The organism is Luteimonas terrae (genome assembly GCF_004358165.1).
Taxonomy (GTDB): Bacteria; Pseudomonadota; Gammaproteobacteria; order Xanthomonadales; family Xanthomonadaceae; genus Luteimonas; species Luteimonas terrae.
Genome location: NZ_SMTG01000002.1, coordinates 1420133 through 1439019 on the forward strand (window position 1 = coordinate 1420133; position 18887 = coordinate 1439019).

Here is an 18887-nt window from a genome sequence, read left to right on the forward strand (position 1 = left end):
CGTCCGGTCCGGACGCAGCGACGTGCGGCCTGTCGCATGCCCGCATGCGCATTCCATTCCGGCCAGCAGCCGCCACGCCGCGCGCACCTTCCGTTCAACGAGACCTCCATGACCCGTTCTCCGATCCGTCGTCCGCTCGCCGCCGCGCTGTGCGCCCTGCTGTCCGCGCCCGTCTTCGCGGACACCGCGCCGACCACCTCTCCCACCGATTTCGACCCCGTCGTCGTCACCGCGGCAGGCTTCGAACAGAAACTCACCGATGCGCCGGCGAGCATCTCGATCGTGACGCGCGAGGAACTCGAGAAGCGCCCGTACATAACGCTGATCGACGCCGTGCGTGACCTCGAGGGCGTCGATGTCGGCGAGACGTCCGACAAGACCGGCCAGCGCACCATCAGCCTGCGCGGCATGGGCTCGGACTACACGCTGATCCTCATCGACGGCAAGCGCCAGAACAACCACGGCGACATCTATCCCAACAGCTTCGGCGGCAACCAGTTCAACCACATTCCGCCGCTGGACATGATCGAGCGCATTGAAGTCATCCGCGGACCGGCCTCGACGCTGTACGGCGCGGACGCGCTCGGTGGTGTCATCAACATCATCACGCGCAAGGTCTCCGACCGCTGGACCGGCTCGGCGACGATCGGCCACAGCCTCCAGGAAAACAGCGACTTCGGCAGCGACAGCACCTTCGACTTCGCGCTCAGCGGCCCGCTGGTGCCGGGCGTGCTCGGCCTGGGCGTGCGCGGCTCGTGGTACGAGCGCGACGCCTCGACGCCGGAGTACGAGGTCATCACCGCGCCCGACGGCACCCAGTTCGAGCGCAGTCTCGGCTTCGGGGGTGGCGGCAAGACCGTCGACAACAGCAACAAGAGCGCCGGCGTCACGCTGAGCTGGAACGCCACCGAGCACCAGAGCGTGGTCTTCGACTACGACACCTCCCGGCAGGTCTACGACAACACGCCCTTCATCAACAATCTCGGCACCGAGTCCTATCCGCTCGGCACGGTGGACGGACTGACGAGCATCTGGCGCGCCGCGCCGCAGGTCGGCTACGTGGCCGAACAGAAGTTCACCCGCGACCAGTGGTCGGTGACGCATCAGGGCCAGTGGGCGTTCGGCAACAGCTTCGTGTCGCTCGCCCATATCGACACCGGCAATCACGGCCGCACCTTGCCCTTCACCGTCGAGGAGCGCCTGCTGCACCAGCAGATCTTCCGGGGCACCGGCCCCTACGCCGGCCTGAGCGTGGGCCAGCGCCAGGCGATCGCGGTGGACACCTTCCTGCCCCGCCCCAAGCGCACGATGGAAAGCAGCCAGTACACGCTGGACGCCAAGCTGGACTTCGCCGTGGGCGAACAGCACCACGTCATCGTCGGCGGCCAGGTGATCGACGGCGAACTGGAAGACGGCGTCTTCGGCATGGAAGGCGGCGGCGAAGGCGCCGGCACCGTGCAGGACCACAAGATGTGGTCCGTGTTCGTCGAGGACAACTGGAGCCCGGTCGAGGCCCTGACCCTGACGCTGGGCGTGCGCCAAGACGACCACAACGTCTTCGGCAGCCACGTGAGTCCGCGTGCGTACGCGGTCTACGATCTGGCACAGGGCTGGACCCTCAAGGGTGGCGTCAGCACCGGCTACAAGACGCCCAAGACCACCGATCTCTACGACGGCATCATCGGTTTCGGTTCACAGGGCACGCTGCCCTTCGTCGGCAATCCGGACCTGCAGCCCGAGACCAGCGTCAACAGCGAGCTCGCGCTGTACTGGACCTCGTCCGACAGCCTGCACAACTTCAACGTCACGATCTTCCGCAATGATTTCGAGGACAAGATCGCGCGCGGCGAAACCAACCTCAGTTGCGAGCAGACCGGTGGCGTGCGCCCCTGCGCGAACCTCGGCGACTACGCGCTGCTCGGCTACACGACCTACGCGCAGAACATCAACATCGACGAGGTGCGCGTGCAGGGCGCGGAAGTCGCCGGCCGCTGGGGCATCAACGATGCCATGTCCCTGCGTGCGAACTACACCTACACCGACAGCGAACAGCTGAGCGGCGCACAGATCGGCCTGCCGCTGACCAACACCGCGCGGCACATGGCCAACACCAGCTTCAACTGGCAGGCGACCGATGCCTTCAGCCTGCAGCTGATCGCCGAAGCGCGCTCCAAGCGATACCGCGATTTCGTCGACGGCATGCGCCGGGAGTACGCGTCCTACACCGTCCTGCATCTGGGCGCGCAGTACGCGTTCAACGACAACGTCCGGCTCAACGCCCGCATCAACAACCTGCTCGACGAAGATTTCACCTCGTTCCAGACGGTCTTCACGCAGGACCCAACGACGGGTGCCTACACGCCGACGTACCTCGACGACTACAACAACAAGGACAAGTCGCGGAACCTCTGGCTGAGCCTCAACGTGTCGTTCTGAGCACGGCCCCCCGGGCAAGGGTGGTCGCCGTGTGGCGACCGCTCCCGGCACGGGGCAGGTCAGTCCGCCGCAACTCGCCGCGCGCTGGAGATGCCCGGCTCCCGACGTGCCGTGCGTCGCGACGGCCCGATCGCTCGGCAGCAACCGCTGATCGTTCTGCCCGTCAGATGCCGCCGGGCAGATCGCCTGCGGGAGCCCTGTCTTGCCGCGGTGAGAATCGGGCCAGCACCAGCGCGCCGCCGCCATCGAGCACGTATCGCGTGCGCGCCTGATGCGCGTACAGGAGCAGCGTGTCGCCCTGCTCCGCATGCGCCGGCACCGAGTCGCCGATCAGGCGCGCGTGTCCGCCCAGCACGTGCACGACCCAGCAGTCGCCCGGATCGACGAAGACGACCATCGTGCCCACCAGCGGCCTGTGCCAAGTCTCGGCCACGATCTGCGGCGCGCGCCACATCAGATTGAGCGCGCTCACGCCCGGCCCCGCGGGTTCACCCGACACCGCGCGTCCGCCATCGAAGCGGAGTCGCGCATGCGGTGGCTGCAGATCGGCGTGCTGTCCATCCTCGAACCGCAGGACCAGCCCGTCGCCGGACAGCAGCATCAACTCGCGCTCGACGCCCTCGAACCGGGAAAAGGCGGCGGGTTGCTCGATATCGGCGATCGACAACCGCCAGGACCAGTTATCGTCGCCCACCGCATGCTCGGCATAGATTTCGCGCGTCCAGCCCAGTCCGTTGCGCCAGCGCACACGTTGCGCGTCCTGCGCACGGAGATGACGAACTGCCGGTGATACCTTCATGCCGCCAGTCTAGAGCGTCGTGCACCCGCGAACGCGTCGGGCACTGCAACCGTCTCGAGGCGGCCATCTGACCGGGGTTTCCGTGCGTCGGGCCATCCGCCAATCCGCCAATCCGCCGGGCAGTCCGGCGGACGCACGCCCCGACTTCTTCTCGAGACCAATCGTCCAGACATGCTCGAGCGCGTTCCAGCCTGCTCGTCCTGATGCCGACCGCATGCCAGCTGTGACGCCGTCCTGATAACTGGCCCTGGGGTGGACCACGCATGTCAGCCCTAGGCCCACGTGTGGCCCGTGGAAAAAATACGATGCCCCAGAAAGGGTCGCCCGCCGTGCATCCGATGCGCGGCGGGCGACGATTACGTCCATGTAGCGGCATCCTGCCGGTCCCCCGGAGCGTCCTGCTCCTCGTCTCCCGACGACACTCCCTGTGTCGTCGGCAGCGATGGGTCAAAGTCAGCGCAGTTGCGCCGCCCCCTTGCTCCCGGCTGCAGCAGGCGGGCTCGGTGCCCGCGATGCTGCCGCCTGCGACCCGGCAGTGCCCAGCTCGATCCGGTCGGCATTCCGCTCGACCGTCTTCAAGCCGATTCCGCCCACCTGCGCCAGCTGCTCGGCGCTGCGGAACGGTCCGTTCTCATCCCTGTAGGCAACGATCGCTTCGGCCTTGGCCTGCCCCACGTTGTGCAGCACACGTGCCAGCGTGGCTGCGTCCGCGGTATTGATGTTGACCTTTTCCCCGCCCTCGTTGGCGAATGCAGTGCCTGCAAGCAGAAGCGAGAGGCAGAGCGACGCAAGTACGGCTCGGATCGACTTCATGTCGTGTTGCTCCTTGGTGTTGGGTGGATTCCATTCCCGACTGGCGATGCACTCGTCCTTGCCGGTCGTGCCAGTCTTCCCAACGCCACGTGAACAGAATATCCGCCGGCCTGCGTGCCCGAAGCCGGCCGAACGCTCGACCTCGTGTAGGAAAATTCCTACAACTGGTGGCCGCGTAGAATGGGTGGTTTCCGAACACTGGAATCGCCGCATGGATACCCGCCAGACCGATACCTTCGTCGCCGCCAAGTGGGACGACGAGATCGTCCCCCAGCTCGTCGAGTACATCCGGATCCCCAACAAGTCGCCGATGTTCGATGCCGACTGGGTCGCCAACGGCTACATGGAGCAGGCGGTGACCCTGATGTCCGACTGGGCGAAGGCGCAGTCGATCCCCGGCATGACGCTCGACGTCGTGCGCCTGGAAGGCCGCACCCCGCTGATCTTCATCGAGATTCCGGCGGCGAATGGCGGCAGCAACGACGACTGCGTGCTGCTGTACGGCCATCTGGACAAGCAGCCCGAGATGACGGGCTGGGACGAAGATCTCGGGCCGTGGAAGCCGGTCCTGCGCGACGGCAAGCTCTACGGCCGCGGTGGCGCCGACGACGGCTATGCGATCTATGGTTCGCTGACCGCCATCCTCGCGCTGCACGACCAGGGCCTGCCGCATGCGCGTTGCGTGGTGCTGATCGAAGCGTGCGAAGAATCGGGCAGCTATGACCTGCCTGCCTATGTCGACCATCTCGCCGATCGCATCGGCAAGCCGTCGCTGGTCGTGTGCCTCGACTCGGGCTGCGGCAACTACGACCAGCTGTGGTGCACGACCTCGCTGCGCGGTCTCGCCGGCGGCAACCTGACCGTCAAGGTGCTCGACGAAGGCGTGCACTCGGGTGACGCCTCGGGCGTGGTGCCGTCGAGCTTCCGCCTGCTGCGCCAGCTGCTGTCGCGCATCGAGGACGAGAACACCGGTCGCATCCTCGTCGATGGCCTGCATGCCGAGATTCCGGCCGAGCGTCTGGAGCAGGCGCGTCGCGCCGCGGAAGTGCTCGATACCGCGATCTACGACAAGTTCCCGCTGACCGGCGCGCTGCGCCCGATGTTCCCGAAGGATGCGCAGGGCCAGGCGTCGGAGGACCTGTCGGAACTGGTGCTCAACCGCACTTGGCGCCCGGCGCTTTCGGTCACCGGTATCGATGGCATTCCGTCACTGCAGTCGGCCGGCAACGTGCTGCGCCCGCATACCGCGGTCAAGCTGTCGCTGCGCCTGCCGCCGACCGTCGACGGCAAGCGCGCGGGCCAGCTGCTGCAGGACGTGCTGCTGGCCGACGCGCCGAACGGCGCGACGGTGACGTTGGATCTCGAGAAGGCTGCCACCGGCTGGAACGCGCCGGCGATGTCGCCTTGGCTCACGCAGGCGATCGACGATGCCAGCCAGGCCTTCTTCGACAAGCCGGCGATGTACATGGGCGAAGGCGGCTCGATCCCGTTCATGGGCATGCTCGGCGAGAAGTTCCCTGGCGCGCAGTTCATGATCACCGGCGTGCTCGGCCCGCATTCGAACGCGCATGGTCCCAACGAGTTCCTGCACATCGAGATGGGCAAGCGCGTCACCGCCTGTGTCGCGCGCGTGATCGCCGAGCACCATCACGCCAGCCAGCGTGGCGAAACCACCGGCGCGGCAGTCGTCGCCGACAGCGGCACGCGCCACGGCGATCACGGCTGCTGCTGAAGCCTCCACCCGGGACCGGCCTCAGCGCCGGTCCCGCATGGGCTCAGTCCGTTGCGGCCAGATAGGCGACGACCTGGCCGGCGAGCGTCGAGGGGTCCTGGCGCAGCGCATCCAGCACGATCTCGGGTGACTCGGGTGCTTCGTACGGTGCGTCGATGCCGGTGAAGTTCGGCAGCTCGCCACGGCGTGCCTTCGCATAAAGCCCCTTGGGATCGCGCCGCTCCACTTCGGCGAGCGGCGCATCGACGAAGACCTCGACGAAATCGCCCGCGTCGAACATCGCGCGCGCGGCGGCGCGCTCCGCGCGATACGGCGAGATGAAACTGACGAGCACCACGAGCCCCGCGTCCGCCATCAACCGGGCCACCTCGGATACGCGACGCAGATTCTCGACGCGATCGGCTTCAGTAAAACCCAGATCGCGATTGAGCCCGTGGCGCACGTTGTCGCCATCGAGCAGATACGTGTGGATGCCTCTGGCATGCAGCGTGCGCTCGACGCGATTGGCGATCGTCGACTTGCCGGCGCCCGACAGCCCGGTGAACCAGATGCAGCGCGCACGCTGCCCCTTCATCGCCGCGCGCGCGTCACGATCGATATCGAGCGCCTGCCAGTGCAGATTGTCGGCGCGGCGCAAGCCGTGCCGGATCATGCCGGCGCCCAGCGTGGCATGGCTGACCGGATCGACGATCACGAACGCGCCCAGCGCGCGCGAGGTCGAGTAAGGCGCGAAGGTGATCGGCGCATCCAGCGCGATGGTGGCGCGGCCGATGTCGTTCGCGACCAGTTGCCGCTCCGCGAGCGGCTGCAGCGAGACCGGGTCGAGCCGGTGCTTGAGCTCCCCGATGCGCATGCCGGTGGTCCGGCCCGGTGTCCGGCACATGTAGCGCCTGCCGGGCAGCATCGGCGTGTCGTCGAACCAGAGCAGGTCGGCGAGGCACTGGTCGCTGTGCTCGCAATCGTCCATGTCACGCAACAGCACGTCGCCACGGCCCGCGTCGACCTCGTCGGCCAGACGCAAGGTGATGGCGTCGCCATCCTGCGCCTCCACGGCAGACGTACCCGCGACGTACAGTGCGTCGACCGCGACGGCACGGCCCGACGGCGCGACGCGCAACAGCGCGCTGCATGTCAGCGGCCTGCCCTGCCAGGTCCCTGCATACCAGCGTGCGCCGTCGGCCGTGCGCAGGAGGCCCTGCACCGGCATGCAGTCGACCTGCTGCAGGTGTCCGGTCGCAGGCAGCGCCTCGATCGCCGCCAGCACGCTCGGGCCTTCCAACCATCCGAGCCGCGGGGACGGGTGGGACACGTTGTCGCCATCGGCGGCAGCCACGGGCACGGCGGTCACGCGCAGGATGCCGAGCGCTTCGCAGTGGGACCGGTATGCGGCGCGGATCGCCTCGAACGGCGCCTGCTGGAAACCGACGCGATCCATCTTGTTCACCGCCAGCACCACGTCGCGCACGCCCAGCAAGGCGGCGATCGCCGTATGCCGCAGCGTCTGCGGGCTCAGGCCTTTCGAGGCATCGACGAGCAACAGCATCGCATCGGCAGTCGACGCGCCGGTCGCCATGTTGCGGGTGTACTCGACATGGCCCGGACAGTCGGCGATCAGAACCGTCGGCGCGGTGTAAGCAAATGGCGCCAGGCGACATCGATCGTGATGCCCTGTTCGCGCTCGGCGGCCAGGCCGTCCAGCAGCAACGCATAGTCGGGCTGGGCACCGCGCGTTCCGTGCAGCGAGCTGGCGCTGGCCAGTGCTGCGAGTTCGTCGTCGGGGACATTGCCCGTCGCATGCAGCAGGCGGCCGATCAGCGTGCTCTTGCCGTCGTCGACGCTGCCGCAGGCGACCAGCCGCAGGATCCGGTCGTCCATCAGAAGTAGCCCTCGCGCTTCTTGGCTTCCATGCCCGCGCCTTGCGCATAATCGATCGCGCGGCCGGCACGCTCGGACTGCCGGCCATCCGCCATCTCGGCCAGGATCGCGTCCACGTCTGCGGCTGCAGATTCCACGGCACCGGTCAGCGGGTAACAGCCCAGCGTGCGGAACCGCACGCGGCGGTGCTCGATCCGTTCGCCGGTGCGCAGCGTGAACCGGTCGTCGTCGACCACGATCAGCAGACCGTCGCGCTCGACGACGGGCCGCTCGGCAGCGAAGTACAACGGCACCACCGGAATGTCCTCCTGGCGGATGTAGCGCCACACGTCGCGCTCGGTCCAGTTCGACAGCGGGAACACGCGGACGCTTTCGCCTTCGCGGACTTTCGGGTTGTACAGGTTCCACAGCTCGGGACGCTGCCGACGCGGCTCCCAGCGGTGCGCGACGTCGCGGAACGAGAACACGCGTTCCTTGGCACGGGATTTCTCCTCGTCACGCCGGGCGCCGCCGATGGCGGCATCGTAGGCACCCGCTGCGAGCGCCTGCTTCAAGGCCAGCGTTTTCATGACATCGGTGTGCACCGCGGCCCCGTGACTCAGCGGACCGATCCCATCGCGAATGCCGTCGGGATTCACATGGACGTGCAGATCCAGCCCGGTTTCGGCCGCGCGCCGATCGCGGAAGGCGATCATCTCCCGGAACTTCCAGCGTGTGTCCACGTGCAACAGTGGAATCGACGGCCGTGCAGGCGCGAACGCCTTCAGCAGCAGATGCAGCAGCACCGAGCTGTCCTTGCCAATCGAATACAGCATCACCGGCCGTCGGCATTCGGCCGCCACCTCCCGGAGAATGTGGATGCTCTCCGCCTCCAGGCCGGCGAGATCGCTGTCCGCTGTTTGCATGTGCCGCCCTGACGCACGAAGACCTTGCGATTGTGGCGAGCCGTCACGCACGCGGCAACGCCGTGTTGCAGCGGTGGCACACCCGGACCGGTCGCGCCGGATGCGCGGGCGTCGCATCGCCGGTAGTGTCGTGACACCCCCCCGCCCCGGAGCGCATCCATGTGCCGTGCGCTGACCTGCCTGCTGATGCTCTTCGCCGTCGTGTCCGCGGCGAATGCCGAAGACCTCGTGCTCCGCAATGCGTCCTACGACCCGACGCGGGAGTTCTACGCCGACTACAACCGCATGTTCGCTACGCAGTGGCGGCAGCGTGGGGGCGATGCGGTGGAGGTGGCGCAGACACATGGCGGCTCCGCGGCGCAGGCAGACGCGGTCATCGCGGGCGAGCCGGCCGATGTGGTCACGCTCGCGCTCGCCGCCGACGTGGACCGGATCGCCGCGGCCGGCCTGCTGAATGCCGACTGGCGTCACCGCATGCCGCACGCGGGCGTGCCGTATACGTCGACGGTCGTGTTCCTCGTGCGCAAGGGCAACCGAAGCACATCACCGACTGGGACGATCTGGCCGGTGATGTTGCCGTCGTCACCGCCGACCCGAAGACCTCGGGCGTGGCGCGCTGGAGTTATCTCGCGGCGTGGACCTGGGCTTCGCGTGCGTACCGCGATGGCGCACGCGTGCTCGGCTACATGCGCAGCCTCTATGCGAATGCGCCGGTGATGGAGGACGGTGCGCGTGGCGCGCGCGACCGCTTCGTCGGACAGGGCACGGGCGACGTGCTCCTCGCCTGGGAGAACGACGCGCTGCGCGTGCTCGCCGATCCGGCGACCAGCCCCGCCTTCAAGATCGTGTATCCCTCGATCAGCATCCGTGCCGAACCAGCCGTCGCCGTGGTCGAACGCAACGCCGATGCGCATGGCGTGCGGCCGCTGGCCGAGGCCTACGTCGCGACGCTGTACACGCCGGACGCGCAGCGTCTGGTCGCGCAGCACCATTTCCGGCCGATGCTGCGCGACGGCGTGCCGGCCTCGCAGCTGGCGCGTTTCCGCACCCTGCCGCTGGTCACCGTGGAGGCCGCCTTCGGTGGCTGGGACAAGGCCCAGGCCACGCATTTCGCCGAGGGCGGCCTGTACGACCAGGTACGCCGCGCGGCGACGCCCTGAGCCTCAGCCCGTCCCGGGACTCGTCGCGACTGCGGCATCCACGCCGCGACGCCGCATGATCCAGTTGAACAGCGGCGTCGCCATCAGCGTGGTGACGATGGCCATCAGCACCAGGATCGAGAACAGGCCTTCCTTGATCACGCCGGCCTGCAGGCCGATGTTGATCAGGATCAGTTCCATCAGGCCGCGGGCGTTCATCAGCGCACCGATGGCCTGTGCATCGCGCGGACTCTCGCCGGCCATGCGCGCCGCCGCCCAGCACGCGAGGCCCTTGCCGGCGAACGAGGCCACGAGGATCGCGATCGCCGCCAGCATCAGCTGCGGCTCGAACACCATGCCCAGATGCGTCTTCAGACCGGAGAAGGTGAAGAACATCGGCAGGAAGAACACCACGACGAAGGGCTGCAGCATCTCGCGGAACTTCTCGACCAGCGCACCTTTGGGCATGCAGGCGCCCAGCAGGAAGCCGCCGAACACCGCGTGGACGCCGATCGCATCCATCAGCCATGCGCTCAGGCAGAACAGAATCAGCACGACGGCGAGCATGGTCGCGCTCAGCGGGGCATCCGGGCGCACCGCGTCCGCCAAGCGCCGCAGCAGACGACGGCCGATCGTCAGCATGAAGACCGCATAGGCGATGCCGCCGCCGATCGCAAGCCACGCGCTGTCCCAGCTGCCGCCGAAACTCGCCAGCACAACGGCCAGGATGCACCAGGCTGCGGCGTCGTCGACGGCACCTGCCGTCAGCGCCAGCGTGCCGAGCGGGCTGCCGGTGAGACCGCGCTCGTGGATGATCCGCGCGAGCATCGGAAACGCGGTAATCGCGATCGCCGCGCCGAGGAACAGCGACGCATCGGAAATCCTGACGTTGTCCGAGAACAGGTTCGGCACGCCGACGAGCCAGGGTGTGATCAGGAACGCCAGGGCGAATGGCACCACGATGCCGGCGATGGACACCGAGAACGCACCCCGGATGCGTGAGCGGAAGTGATCGCCACGGAACTCGGTGCCGACCAGGAACATGTAAAGACCCACGCCGACCTGCGCGAACACGTACAGCGTGTCGAGCGTCTGCGCCGGGAACAGCGCGGCCTGCAGGCCCGGAAACATCCAGCCCAGCAGCGACGGCCCCAGCGTCACGCCGGCGATCATCTCGCCGACCACCTGCGGCTGGCCCATGCGCTGGGCGAGCTTTCCGACCAGGCGGCAGACCAGCAGGATCACAGCGGCCTGCAGGAAGAAGTAGACGGACAACTGGGCAGTCGGCATGACGGATCTCCGGCGCCCCCATGGCGCGTCGGGATCATGCGCCGCCAGCGGCCCCGGGGTAAACCGGGGCGAACCCTCAAAACGCGAAAGGCCCGCACATGGCGGGCCTTCGACGTTTCCGCAATGGTGGCCGGGGAGGGAATCGAACCCCCGACACGGGGATTTTCAATCCCCTGCTCTACCAACTGAGCTACCCGGCCACTGCGGGAGGCGCATGATACGGGGCGCGTCGAAGAACGGCAACCGTTTTTCGAAATCGGTCCGGCACCGGGAAGTTCCGCAGGGCGGTCGTCGACCGCCGACGCGTTAACATCGGCCTCCACCTGCAATCCGGAGTGCAGCGCATGAAGCCGTGGAAACTGCTGACGATCCTTCTGATGGCCGGCGCACTCGTCGCCTGCGTGAGTGGGCCGCGTCGCGTGTCCGAACCCACCGCGAGCATCCAGCAGTTGAGTGTCGGCGCCGATGGCACCTGGTCGGTGGACCTGCGCCTGCAGAACTACAGCAGCATCCCAATGCGCTTCGAATCGGTGCGCTTCGCGGTCTCGGTCGGCGGCGAATCGGCCGGCACGCTGGAGACCACGACGCCGCTGACCATCGGACCGGAATCGGCCGACATCCTGACTCTGACGCTGGCACCGTCCGCCGAGGGCCGCCTGCATGCCGCCGATGCGCTGGCGTCCGGCCGCTCGCTGGCCTATCGGATCGACGGCAGCATCCGCGCCGCGCCCGAGGACCGCGGCAGCGCCCGTGACTACAGCGTGCGCCGCGATGGCGCCGTGGGTCCGGTGCCGGGCCTGCCGGGCGTGATGCGCTGACCCGAGCCGATCCGCCAATCGACCTTCCACGCCCGACGCACACACGTCGGCGCAATACGAGCCAACACATGAGCACCTACCACGCCCCGCTGACCGACATCCGCTTCGCGCTGCACGACGTGCTGCAGGTCGAGACCCTGTTCGCCTCGCTCGGCTTCGAGGACGCCAACCGCGAGACCCTGGACGCCGTGCTCGACGAATGCGCACGCCTGTGCGAAACCGTGCTCGCGCCGCTCAACCGCGTCGGTGACGAACAGGGCGTGCGTTTCGACAAGGCCACCGGCGCGGTCACCACGCCCGACGGCTTCAAGGACGCCTACGACCAGTTCGTCGAAGGGGGCTGGACCGGCATGAGCGCGCCGGCCGAGTACGGCGGCATGAACATGCCGCACGGCGTGGGCATCTGCCTGGAGGAGATGATCGATGCAGCCAACCTCGCGTGGAGCAACTTCCCGCTGCTGTCGCACGGCGCGGTCAACGCGCTGCGTCATCACGGCGCCGACTGGCAGAAGGAGGTCTTCCTCAAGCCGCTGATCGCCGGCACCTGGACCGGCACCATGTGCCTGACCGAGCCGCAGTGCGGCACCGATCTGGGCCTGCTGAAGACCCGCGCCGAACCGGCCGGCGACGACAGCTATTCGATCACCGGCACCAAGATCTTCATCACCGCCGGCGAGCACGACCTCACCGACAACATCATCCATCTGGTGCTCGCACGCCTGCCCGACGCGCCCGAAGGCAGTCGCGGCATCTCGCTGTTCATCGTGCCCAAGGTGCAGGTGGCGCGCGACGGCAGCATCGGCGAGCGCAATGCGGTCCGCTGCGGCGCGGTCGAACACAAGATGGGCATCCACGGCTCGGCCACCTGCGTCATCAACTTCGACGGCGCGCAGGGCTATCTCATCGGCCAGCCGCACAAGGGCCTGATGGCGATGTTTACGATGATGAACACCGCGCGCCTCGGCGTCGGTGTGCAGGGGCTGGGCCTGGCCACGCGCGCGTACGAGAACGCGCTGCGCTACGCACGCGAACGTCTGCAGTCGCGTGCGTTGTCGGGTCCGAAGCTGCCGTCCAAGGCGGCCGATCCGATCCTCGTGCAGCCCGACGTGCGTCGCATGCTGCTGACCTGCAAGGCGCTGACCGAAGGCGGTCGTCTGCTGGCCTATCACGCCGGTTCGCTGGTCGACAGCGCCGAACTCGCCGCCGATGCCGACGCACGCAAGCAGGCCGACGACCTGCTCGGATTCCTCACCCCGATCGTCAAGGGCTGCCTGACCGAATGGGGCAACGAGTGCACCTATCACGCGCTGCAGTGCTTCGGTGGCCATGGCTACATCGCCGAACACGGCATGGAACAACTGGCGCGCGATGCGCGCATCACCACGCTCTACGAGGGCACGACCGGCATCCAGGCGCTGGACCTGATGGGCCGCAAGACCCTGCAGCTGCAGGGCGCAGGCCTGCGCGTGTTCCTCGGCATGGTCGAGGCGTTCTGCGTGGAGCACGCGGGCAATGCGGCGCTGGCCGAGTTCGTCGAACCGCTGCAGGCGAAGGCCGGCGAGTGGCAGGCGCTGACGCGGTCGATCGCCGAACGCGCTGCAGCCGATCCGGAAGAGATCGGCGCGGCCGCCTACGACTATCTGTTCTTCTCGGGCTACGTCGCGCTGGCCTACTGGTGGGCGCGCAGCGTCGCGGTCGCCGATGCGTCCGCGCGCCCGGAGACGTTCAAGGCGGGCAAGCGCGAGACCGCGCGCTTCTACTTCAGCCGCATCCTGCCGCGCACGAAGACCCACGCCGCCGCGATCGCAAGCGGCCCGGCGTCGCTGCTGGGCATTGCCGACGAGGCGCTGGACAGCTGAGGTTCCGCGCCGATGTCGCGCGCCCCTCGGGTGCCGCAACATCGGCGTCATCGATTGCACAAAGTGTCATCGATCGGGTATATGCTCGGTCTCCAATGGAGGCATACAGCGCGATCACACGCCTGATCCCCACCGGCTCTGCAGCAGCGCCGGACTCCGGAGTCTCCCCCGAATTTCCTCCACTCGCACCGCGACGCGACGCGGTGCGCCTGCTCGCGCTCGATGCGCAAGGGCGCGCGCTCAACTGGATCAGCTGGCAGGACGCCGCCTGCCTGTACGCGCGTGGCGCGGTCGCGTGGACGCTGGGCGATCCGTGCATGACCGTGCATGGCGGTCTATGCCGCGCGACCGGCACGCAGAGCCGCATGGACCTGCATCCGATCATCGCCGGCCGCAGCCACGTGCGCGCGAGCGCGACCGATCCCACGCCCGCACTGACCAACACCGCGCTGTTCGCCCGCGACCACCAGCTGTGCCTGTACTGCGGACGCCGCGCGGGGCGCCAGGTGCTCACGCGCGATCACGTCGAACCGCTGTCGCGTGGCGGCCTCGACATCTGGGAAAACGTCGTCAGCGCGTGTTTCCAGTGCAATTCGCGCAAGGGCGCGCGCACGCCGCAGGAAGCGTCGATGCCGCTCCTCGCAGTGCCGTTCCGGCCGAGCTGGATCGAGCATCTGATCCTGAGCAACCGCAACATCTTGGCTGACCAGATGGCCTTTCTCAGCACTCATCTCCCGCGTCGCGATCGGGGGTGAATTCCGCACGGACTGTCGGTTTCGCGCTGCACAGCAAGCGGCGCACTGGCTACACTCGTCCGATGGCGCCACTCGCGCCGCGTCGCCCGGTAACGCCTGCATGCCCCTGACCATCGCCCTGAGCGGAATGGACAACGCCACCGAAACCGCGTTGCGCGCGGCGTTCTCCGGCGCCAATGCGCAGCTCGGCGATGCCTTTGCGCTGATCGCCGAAGCCGAGGCCGAACACGTCATCGTTGACATGGACAGCATGTACGGCCCGATGAGCTGGCTGCGCCTGCACGCGGCGGGCAAGCAGATCATCGGCCTGACGTCTGCGCCGCGAGTGCAGACGCATTTCCGCCTGGGACGTCCGTTCGACGACAACGCGATGGCTGCCCTGCTGCGGGAGATCGCGGCGACGCAGGATGTCGAGCTGGCGCCAGCACTACCGGTGACGCAGCCGGCTTCCGTCGAGTCGACACGCGTGGAGACACTGGACGCACCGGTCCCAGCTGCAGCGGCCGAGGCCGCATTCCCCGTCGTGGATACGGTCCCGCCGGCGCCTGCACCTGCTGCGGTCGAGGCGTCGGACGCCCCGGCGCCGGACGTCACGGACCGTGCGGAAGCCGCAGACCCCGCACCGGTGCCGGAGTTCGAACCCGAGCCGGAGCCCGAACGCGCCCTGCCCTTCGCTACCTGGCTGCAGACCGGCGTGCTGCGCGGTCGTCGCCGCTATCGCCGTGAAACCGGTCCGACGCTTTGGCTGGATTTCGGCGCGCAGCAGTACCACGGCCCCTCGACGCTGAAGCCGCTGACGCAGTACTTCGCCGGGCCGATCGAACGCGACGCCTTCGAGTCGATCGACGATGCGACATGGGCACGCGAGGCCGGCGCCGCCGGTACTCCGCAGCCCCTGCTGCGTCTGGTCTGGCTGGGTGGTCTGCTCGCCGGCGACGGCGCGTTGGCGCCCGAACACGACCCGGATGCGCGCTACCAGCTGAACAAGTGGCCGCAGACCGAGCGCGAATACCCGCGCCATTTCCGCATCGCGACCGCGATGATGAAGGGCCCGGCGACGCTGGACGAGATCATCCAGGCCAGCGGCCTGCCGGCAGAGGAAGTGGTGCGCTTCGTGAACGCGAACCTCGCCACCGGGTATGCCGAACCGCTGGTCGAAACGCCGGTCGTAGCCGAACCGCCGGAGCGCGCGAGCGGCTTTTTCTCCCGCCTGCGCCGCCGCTGAAGCCGCGCCATCGATGACAGGCCGGTGACGCCAGCGGCAGGGTCGCGGCGTACAATTGGCGGATGATCGATTCAACGCGCTACCCGCGCCTTTCGCGCATCGACGCGCCGTCCGACCTGCGCCAGTTCGACGAGTCCGAACTGCCTGCGATCGCCGACGAACTGCGTGCCTATCTCATCGAATCCGTCGGCAAGAGCGGTGGCCACTTCGGCGCCGGCCTCGGCGTGATCGAGCTGACCACGGTCCTGCACTACCTCTACGACACGCCGCACGACCGCGTGGTGTGGGACGTCGGTCACCAGACCTATCCGCACAAGATCCTGACCGGCCGCCGCGACCGCATCCACACGGTCAAGCAGAAGGACGGCGTGGCGCCGTTCCCCAAGCGCGAGGAATCCGAGTACGACACCTTCGGCGTCGGCCATTCGTCGACCTCGATCTCGGCCGCGCTGGGCATGGCGGTGGCGAATGCGCAGGCCGGCAACGACCGCCGCGTGGTCGCGGTGATCGGCGACGGCGCGATGACCGCCGGTATGGCCTACGAGGCACTCAACCACGCCGGCGGCATGGAGCCCGAGCCGGACGTGCTGGTGATCCTCAACGACAACCGCATGTCGATCAGCGAGGCGGTCGGTGGCCTGACCAAGATGCTCGGTCGCGCGACCGGCAGCCGCACGCTCAACGCACTGCGCGAAGGTGGCAAGAAGCTGCTCGGCGACAAGAACAACCCGACCGCGAAGTTCGTGCGTCGCTGGGAAGAACACTGGAAGGGCATGTTCGTGCCGTCCACGCTGTTCGAGGAAATGGGCTTCCATTACACCGGTCCGATCGACGGTCACGACGTCAAGGCGCTGGTCGAGACCCTGAAGACGCTCAAGGGCCTGAAGGGCCCGCAGCTGCTGCACGTCATCACGACCAAGGGCAAGGGCTACGAGCTCGCCGAGGGCGACCAGATCGGCTACCACGCCGTGTCGCCGTTCGATCCCGACAAGGGCCTGGTCGCCAAGGGCGGCGCCAAGAAGCCGACCTATACCGATGTCTTCGGTGACTGGCTGTGCGACATGGCCGCCGCCGATCCGCTGCTGCTGGGCATCACCCCGGCGATGCGCGAGGGCTCGGGCCTGGTGCGTTTCAGCAAGGAATATCCCGCGCGCTACTTCGACACCGCCATCGCCGAACAGCACGCGGTGACGCTCGCCGCGGGCATGGCCTGCGAGGGCGCCAAGCCGGTCGTCGCGATCTATTCGACCTTCCTGCAGCGTGCCTACGACCAGCTGGTCCATGACGTGGCCGTGCAGAAGCTCGATGTGCTGTTCGCGATCGACCGCGGCGGCGTGGTCGGACCGGACGGCGCCACGCACGCCGGCAATCTCGACCTGAGCTTCCTGCGCTGCGTGCCGAACTTGGTGCTGATGGCGCCGGCCGACGAGAACGAGTGCCGGCAGATGCTGACGACCGGCTTCCGGTTCGAAGGTCCGGCCGCGGTGCGCTATCCGCGCGGGTCCGGCCCGGGCGTCGCCGTCGACACCACGCTCGACGTCCTGCCGATCGGCAAGGCCGAACTGCGCAAGCGTGGCGCGCGTGTCGCGCTGCTGGCATTCGGCGCGATCGTGCCGGCCGCCGAACAGGTCGCCGCCGAACTCGGCCTGACCCTGGTCAACATGCGCTTCGTGCGTCCGCTCGACCGCGCGCTGCTGCTGGAGCTGTCGCAGACCCACGAGGGCTTCGTGACGCTGGAAGACAACGTCGTCGCCGGCGGCGCCGGTTCGGGTGTCGCCGAGTTGCTCAATGCCGAAGGCGTGACCCTGCCCATGCTGCATCTCGGCCTGCCCGATGCGTTCCAGCATCACGCCAGCCGCGAGGACCTGCTGACCGAGGCCGGACTCGACGCGGCCGGCATCCGCGAGGCGGTGCTCCGCCGCTGGCCGCATGTGCGTGGCGGCAGCGCGAATCTGCAGGCCGCCGCCGCGGGCTGATTGCGACGCCGCGGGCCCATGGCCCGCGGCACTCCCGGGTCACGGCGTGCCGTCGTCCTGCGGGTCGGTGCCGTCTTCGACCATGTCCGCTTCGTCGGGCGCGAGCACGGTGTAGCCGCGCCGGCGCAGACTGTCCAGATGTCCGTCCGGCTTGAGCAGTGCATCGACGGACACCGAGGCGAACACGGTGTCGTGCTCGGCCATGGCCTTGTCCACGGCCGCGAGCCAGGTCTCGCCCACTCTCACCTGGATATCGCGCAGACCCAGTTCGCGCGCGGTCGTACTCGCCGTCCACGCAGACAGGCAGGCCATCACCTGTGCCTGCGCGTCGTCCATCGCGCGTAGCGCGGCGATGTCGCCCACGGCCCAGGCGTTAGCGCGCGCCGCCACGCGCGGCAGATCGCGTTCGATGATGTCGAGCGTGCCGCGCACGCAGTCCAGGTCTTCGGGCTTCAGGGTTTCCTGCCGGAACGTGCGCAGCGCGCCGCGCGGGTCATCGACCTTGATCGACACTACCGTCGGCGTGACCTCCATCCCGCGCGCCTTGAGCGCGTCTTGAATCACCGGGCCGACGATGCCGCCTTCGGCCAGCCCGTTCTTCTCCAGGGCCGCGCGATAGAGCTGGTAGACCGCGATGAAGGGACGCTTGCGCTCCATGCCGCGATCGCGACCGACGTAGCGCTGCTTGAGCGAGGCCCAGCGCTGGTAGAGATCCGGCGGCAGCAGTTCGTCGAGCGTCGCGCCATCCGGATTGCGCATCGCACGGAATGCGGAAGGCGCCAGCGTGAGCCTGCCGAACAACCCGATGTCCGCCCCCATCTGCACGCCCGGCGGTCCGAGCACGGCGCCGGCACGCGCCAGCACTTCGCGCACCTCATCCGCCTTCCAGGTCATGCCGGCCGGCAGCGGCGACTGCGTGCCGAGGATGTAGAGCGTGTGGCCGTCCGTGCGCCGCGCGCGCCACAGCCCGGGCCCGGGCTGTACGCCGGTCACGACCACCGTGTCGAGATCACGCACCTCCGAGGTAGCGGACGGCACTAAGTCCGCCGTCTGCGCGTATGCCAACGGGACCACCAGTGCGAAGGCCAGCACCACGCCGCACACGCCGAACCGCTTGTCCATCAGCGACATCCGTTCAAGGAGATGAAGGCCGAGCATACAAAGCGTGGCAGGCACGTGCGCATGCCGGTCGGCACGGCAGCAGCGTCGTGTTCAGCCACGCGCGACAGTCCGCCCACGCACCGGTCGATACGGTGACGGCCCCT

General features: G+C 68.1%; 13 protein-coding genes, 1 tRNA gene and 2 pseudogenes. 8 read left to right on the forward strand and 8 right to left on the reverse strand.

Annotated elements, in window-relative coordinates:
• Positions 1-108: 108 nt before the first annotated feature.
• Positions 109-2436 carry a TonB-dependent receptor domain-containing protein gene (locus E2F49_RS06635; RefSeq protein ID WP_133393088.1) on the forward strand — a complete coding sequence of 776 codons (2328 nt, stop codon included), beginning with the start codon at positions 109-111 and terminating at the stop codon, positions 2434-2436.
• Positions 2437-2599: 163 nt separating this feature from the next.
• Here E2F49_RS06635 and E2F49_RS06640 read toward each other — a convergent pair whose 3' ends face one another.
• Together E2F49_RS06640 and E2F49_RS06645 are read right to left on the reverse strand one after the other, a co-directional pair.
• Positions 2600-3235 (reverse strand): HutD/Ves family protein, encoded by a 636-nt coding sequence (locus E2F49_RS06640; protein ID WP_133393089.1) that lies wholly within the window; start codon positions 3233-3235, stop codon positions 2600-2602.
• 453 nt (positions 3236-3688) lie between these two features.
• Positions 3689-4048 carry a ComEA family DNA-binding protein gene (locus E2F49_RS06645; protein ID WP_055249133.1) on the reverse strand — a complete coding sequence of 120 codons (360 nt, stop codon included), beginning with the start codon at positions 4046-4048 and terminating at the stop codon, positions 3689-3691.
• 211 nt (positions 4049-4259) lie between these two features.
• Between E2F49_RS06645 and E2F49_RS06650 the strand changes: the two genes are divergently transcribed.
• A complete protein-coding gene (locus E2F49_RS06650) occupies positions 4260-5780 on the forward strand; it encodes a M20 family metallopeptidase (RefSeq protein WP_055249135.1) in 1521 nt (506 codons plus the stop codon).
• Between the two features lie 43 nt (positions 5781-5823).
• Here the strand turns inward: E2F49_RS06650 and cysC are convergent, their stop codons facing one another.
• From cysC to cysD, 3 genes and pseudogenes are all read right to left on the reverse strand, one after another.
• Positions 5824-6987, reverse strand: a complete 1164-nt coding sequence (gene cysC, locus E2F49_RS16715) for an adenylyl-sulfate kinase (RefSeq protein ID WP_425481358.1) — start codon at positions 6985-6987, stop codon at positions 5824-5826.
• A gap of 156 nt (positions 6988-7143) precedes the next feature.
• A pseudogene (locus tag E2F49_RS16790) lies at positions 7144-7655 on the reverse strand (GTP-binding protein); the annotation flags it as partial.
• Positions 7655-8560, reverse strand: a complete 906-nt coding sequence (gene cysD, locus E2F49_RS06660; protein WP_133393489.1) for a sulfate adenylyltransferase subunit CysD — start codon at positions 8558-8560, stop codon at positions 7655-7657. The gene cysD and the pseudogene E2F49_RS16790, both read right to left, overlap by 1 nt.
• A 285-nt stretch (positions 8561-8845) precedes the next feature.
• Between cysD and E2F49_RS06665 the strand changes: the two are divergent.
• Positions 8846-9720 (forward strand): annotated as a pseudogene (locus tag E2F49_RS06665) (sulfate ABC transporter substrate-binding protein).
• Positions 9721-9723: 3 nt separating this feature from the next.
• On the opposite strand, the gene E2F49_RS06670 reads toward E2F49_RS06665, so the two are convergent.
• Both E2F49_RS06670 and E2F49_RS06675 read right to left on the reverse strand, forming a co-directional pair.
• Positions 9724-10989: a cation:proton antiporter gene (locus tag E2F49_RS06670; protein WP_133393091.1), complete on the reverse strand. Its 1266-nt coding sequence runs from the start codon at positions 10987-10989 to the stop codon at positions 9724-9726.
• A 124-nt stretch (positions 10990-11113) separates the two neighbouring features.
• Positions 11114-11189 (reverse strand) — tRNA-Phe (locus tag E2F49_RS06675).
• A 144-nt stretch (positions 11190-11333) separates the two neighbouring features.
• Here E2F49_RS06675 and E2F49_RS06680 point away from each other — a divergent pair.
• The 5 genes from E2F49_RS06680 to dxs all read left to right on the forward strand — a co-directional run bounded on the left by E2F49_RS06680 (position 11334) and on the right by dxs (position 17622).
• A complete protein-coding gene (locus E2F49_RS06680; protein WP_133393092.1) occupies positions 11334-11807 on the forward strand; it encodes an LEA/WHy family protein in 474 nt (157 codons plus the stop codon).
• Positions 11808-11875: 68 nt separating this feature from the next.
• Positions 11876-13666 carry an acyl-CoA dehydrogenase C-terminal domain-containing protein gene (locus tag E2F49_RS06685; protein WP_133393093.1) on the forward strand — a complete coding sequence of 597 codons (1791 nt, stop codon included), beginning with the start codon at positions 11876-11878 and terminating at the stop codon, positions 13664-13666.
• A gap of 95 nt (positions 13667-13761) precedes the next feature.
• Positions 13762-14421: an HNH endonuclease gene (locus E2F49_RS06690; RefSeq protein ID WP_133393094.1), complete on the forward strand. Its 660-nt coding sequence runs from the start codon at positions 13762-13764 to the stop codon at positions 14419-14421.
• Positions 14422-14521: 100 nt separating this feature from the next.
• The gene (locus E2F49_RS06695) at positions 14522-15646 is read left to right on the forward strand and encodes a hypothetical protein (RefSeq protein ID WP_133393095.1); all 1125 of its coding nucleotides are present in this window, start codon (positions 14522-14524) and stop codon (positions 15644-15646) included.
• 62 nt (positions 15647-15708) lie between these two features.
• A complete protein-coding gene (gene dxs / locus E2F49_RS06700; protein WP_133393096.1) occupies positions 15709-17622 on the forward strand; it encodes a 1-deoxy-D-xylulose-5-phosphate synthase in 1914 nt (637 codons plus the stop codon).
• Between the two features lie 39 nt (positions 17623-17661).
• On the opposite strand, the gene E2F49_RS06705 is transcribed toward dxs, so the two are convergent.
• Positions 17662-18744: a TraB/GumN family protein gene (locus E2F49_RS06705; protein ID WP_243713484.1), complete on the reverse strand. Its 1083-nt coding sequence runs from the start codon at positions 18742-18744 to the stop codon at positions 17662-17664.
• Positions 18745-18887 lie beyond the last annotated feature (143 nt).

Bases quoted from the DNA above. Each gene is read 5' to 3' on its own strand.
- E2F49_RS06635 (WP_133393088.1), top strand. From the start codon at position 109: ATGACCCGTTCTCCGATCCGTCGTCCGCTCGCCGCCGCGCTGTGCGCC.
- E2F49_RS06640 (WP_133393089.1), bottom strand. From the start codon at position 3,235: ATGAAGGTATCACCGGCAGTTCGTCATCTCCGTGCGCAGGACGCGCAA.
- E2F49_RS06645 (WP_055249133.1), bottom strand. From the start codon at position 4,048: ATGAAGTCGATCCGAGCCGTACTTGCGTCGCTCTGCCTCTCGCTTCTG.
- E2F49_RS06650 (WP_055249135.1), top strand. From the start codon at position 4,260: ATGGATACCCGCCAGACCGATACCTTCGTCGCCGCCAAGTGGGACGAC.
- cysC (WP_425481358.1), bottom strand. From the start codon at position 6,987: ATGCCGGTGCAGGGCCTCCTGCGCACGGCCGACGGCGCACGCTGGTAT.
- cysD (WP_133393489.1), bottom strand. From the start codon at position 8,560: ATGCAAACAGCGGACAGCGATCTCGCCGGCCTGGAGGCGGAGAGCATC.
- E2F49_RS06670 (WP_133393091.1), bottom strand. From the start codon at position 10,989: ATGCCGACTGCCCAGTTGTCCGTCTACTTCTTCCTGCAGGCCGCTGTG.
- E2F49_RS06680 (WP_133393092.1), top strand. From the start codon at position 11,334: ATGAAGCCGTGGAAACTGCTGACGATCCTTCTGATGGCCGGCGCACTC.
- E2F49_RS06685 (WP_133393093.1), top strand. From the start codon at position 11,876: ATGAGCACCTACCACGCCCCGCTGACCGACATCCGCTTCGCGCTGCAC.
- E2F49_RS06690 (WP_133393094.1), top strand. From the start codon at position 13,762: ATGGAGGCATACAGCGCGATCACACGCCTGATCCCCACCGGCTCTGCA.
- E2F49_RS06695 (WP_133393095.1), top strand. From the start codon at position 14,522: ATGCCCCTGACCATCGCCCTGAGCGGAATGGACAACGCCACCGAAACC.
- dxs (WP_133393096.1), top strand. From the start codon at position 15,709: ATGATCGATTCAACGCGCTACCCGCGCCTTTCGCGCATCGACGCGCCG.
- E2F49_RS06705 (WP_243713484.1), bottom strand. From the start codon at position 18,744: ATGGACAAGCGGTTCGGCGTGTGCGGCGTGGTGCTGGCCTTCGCACTG.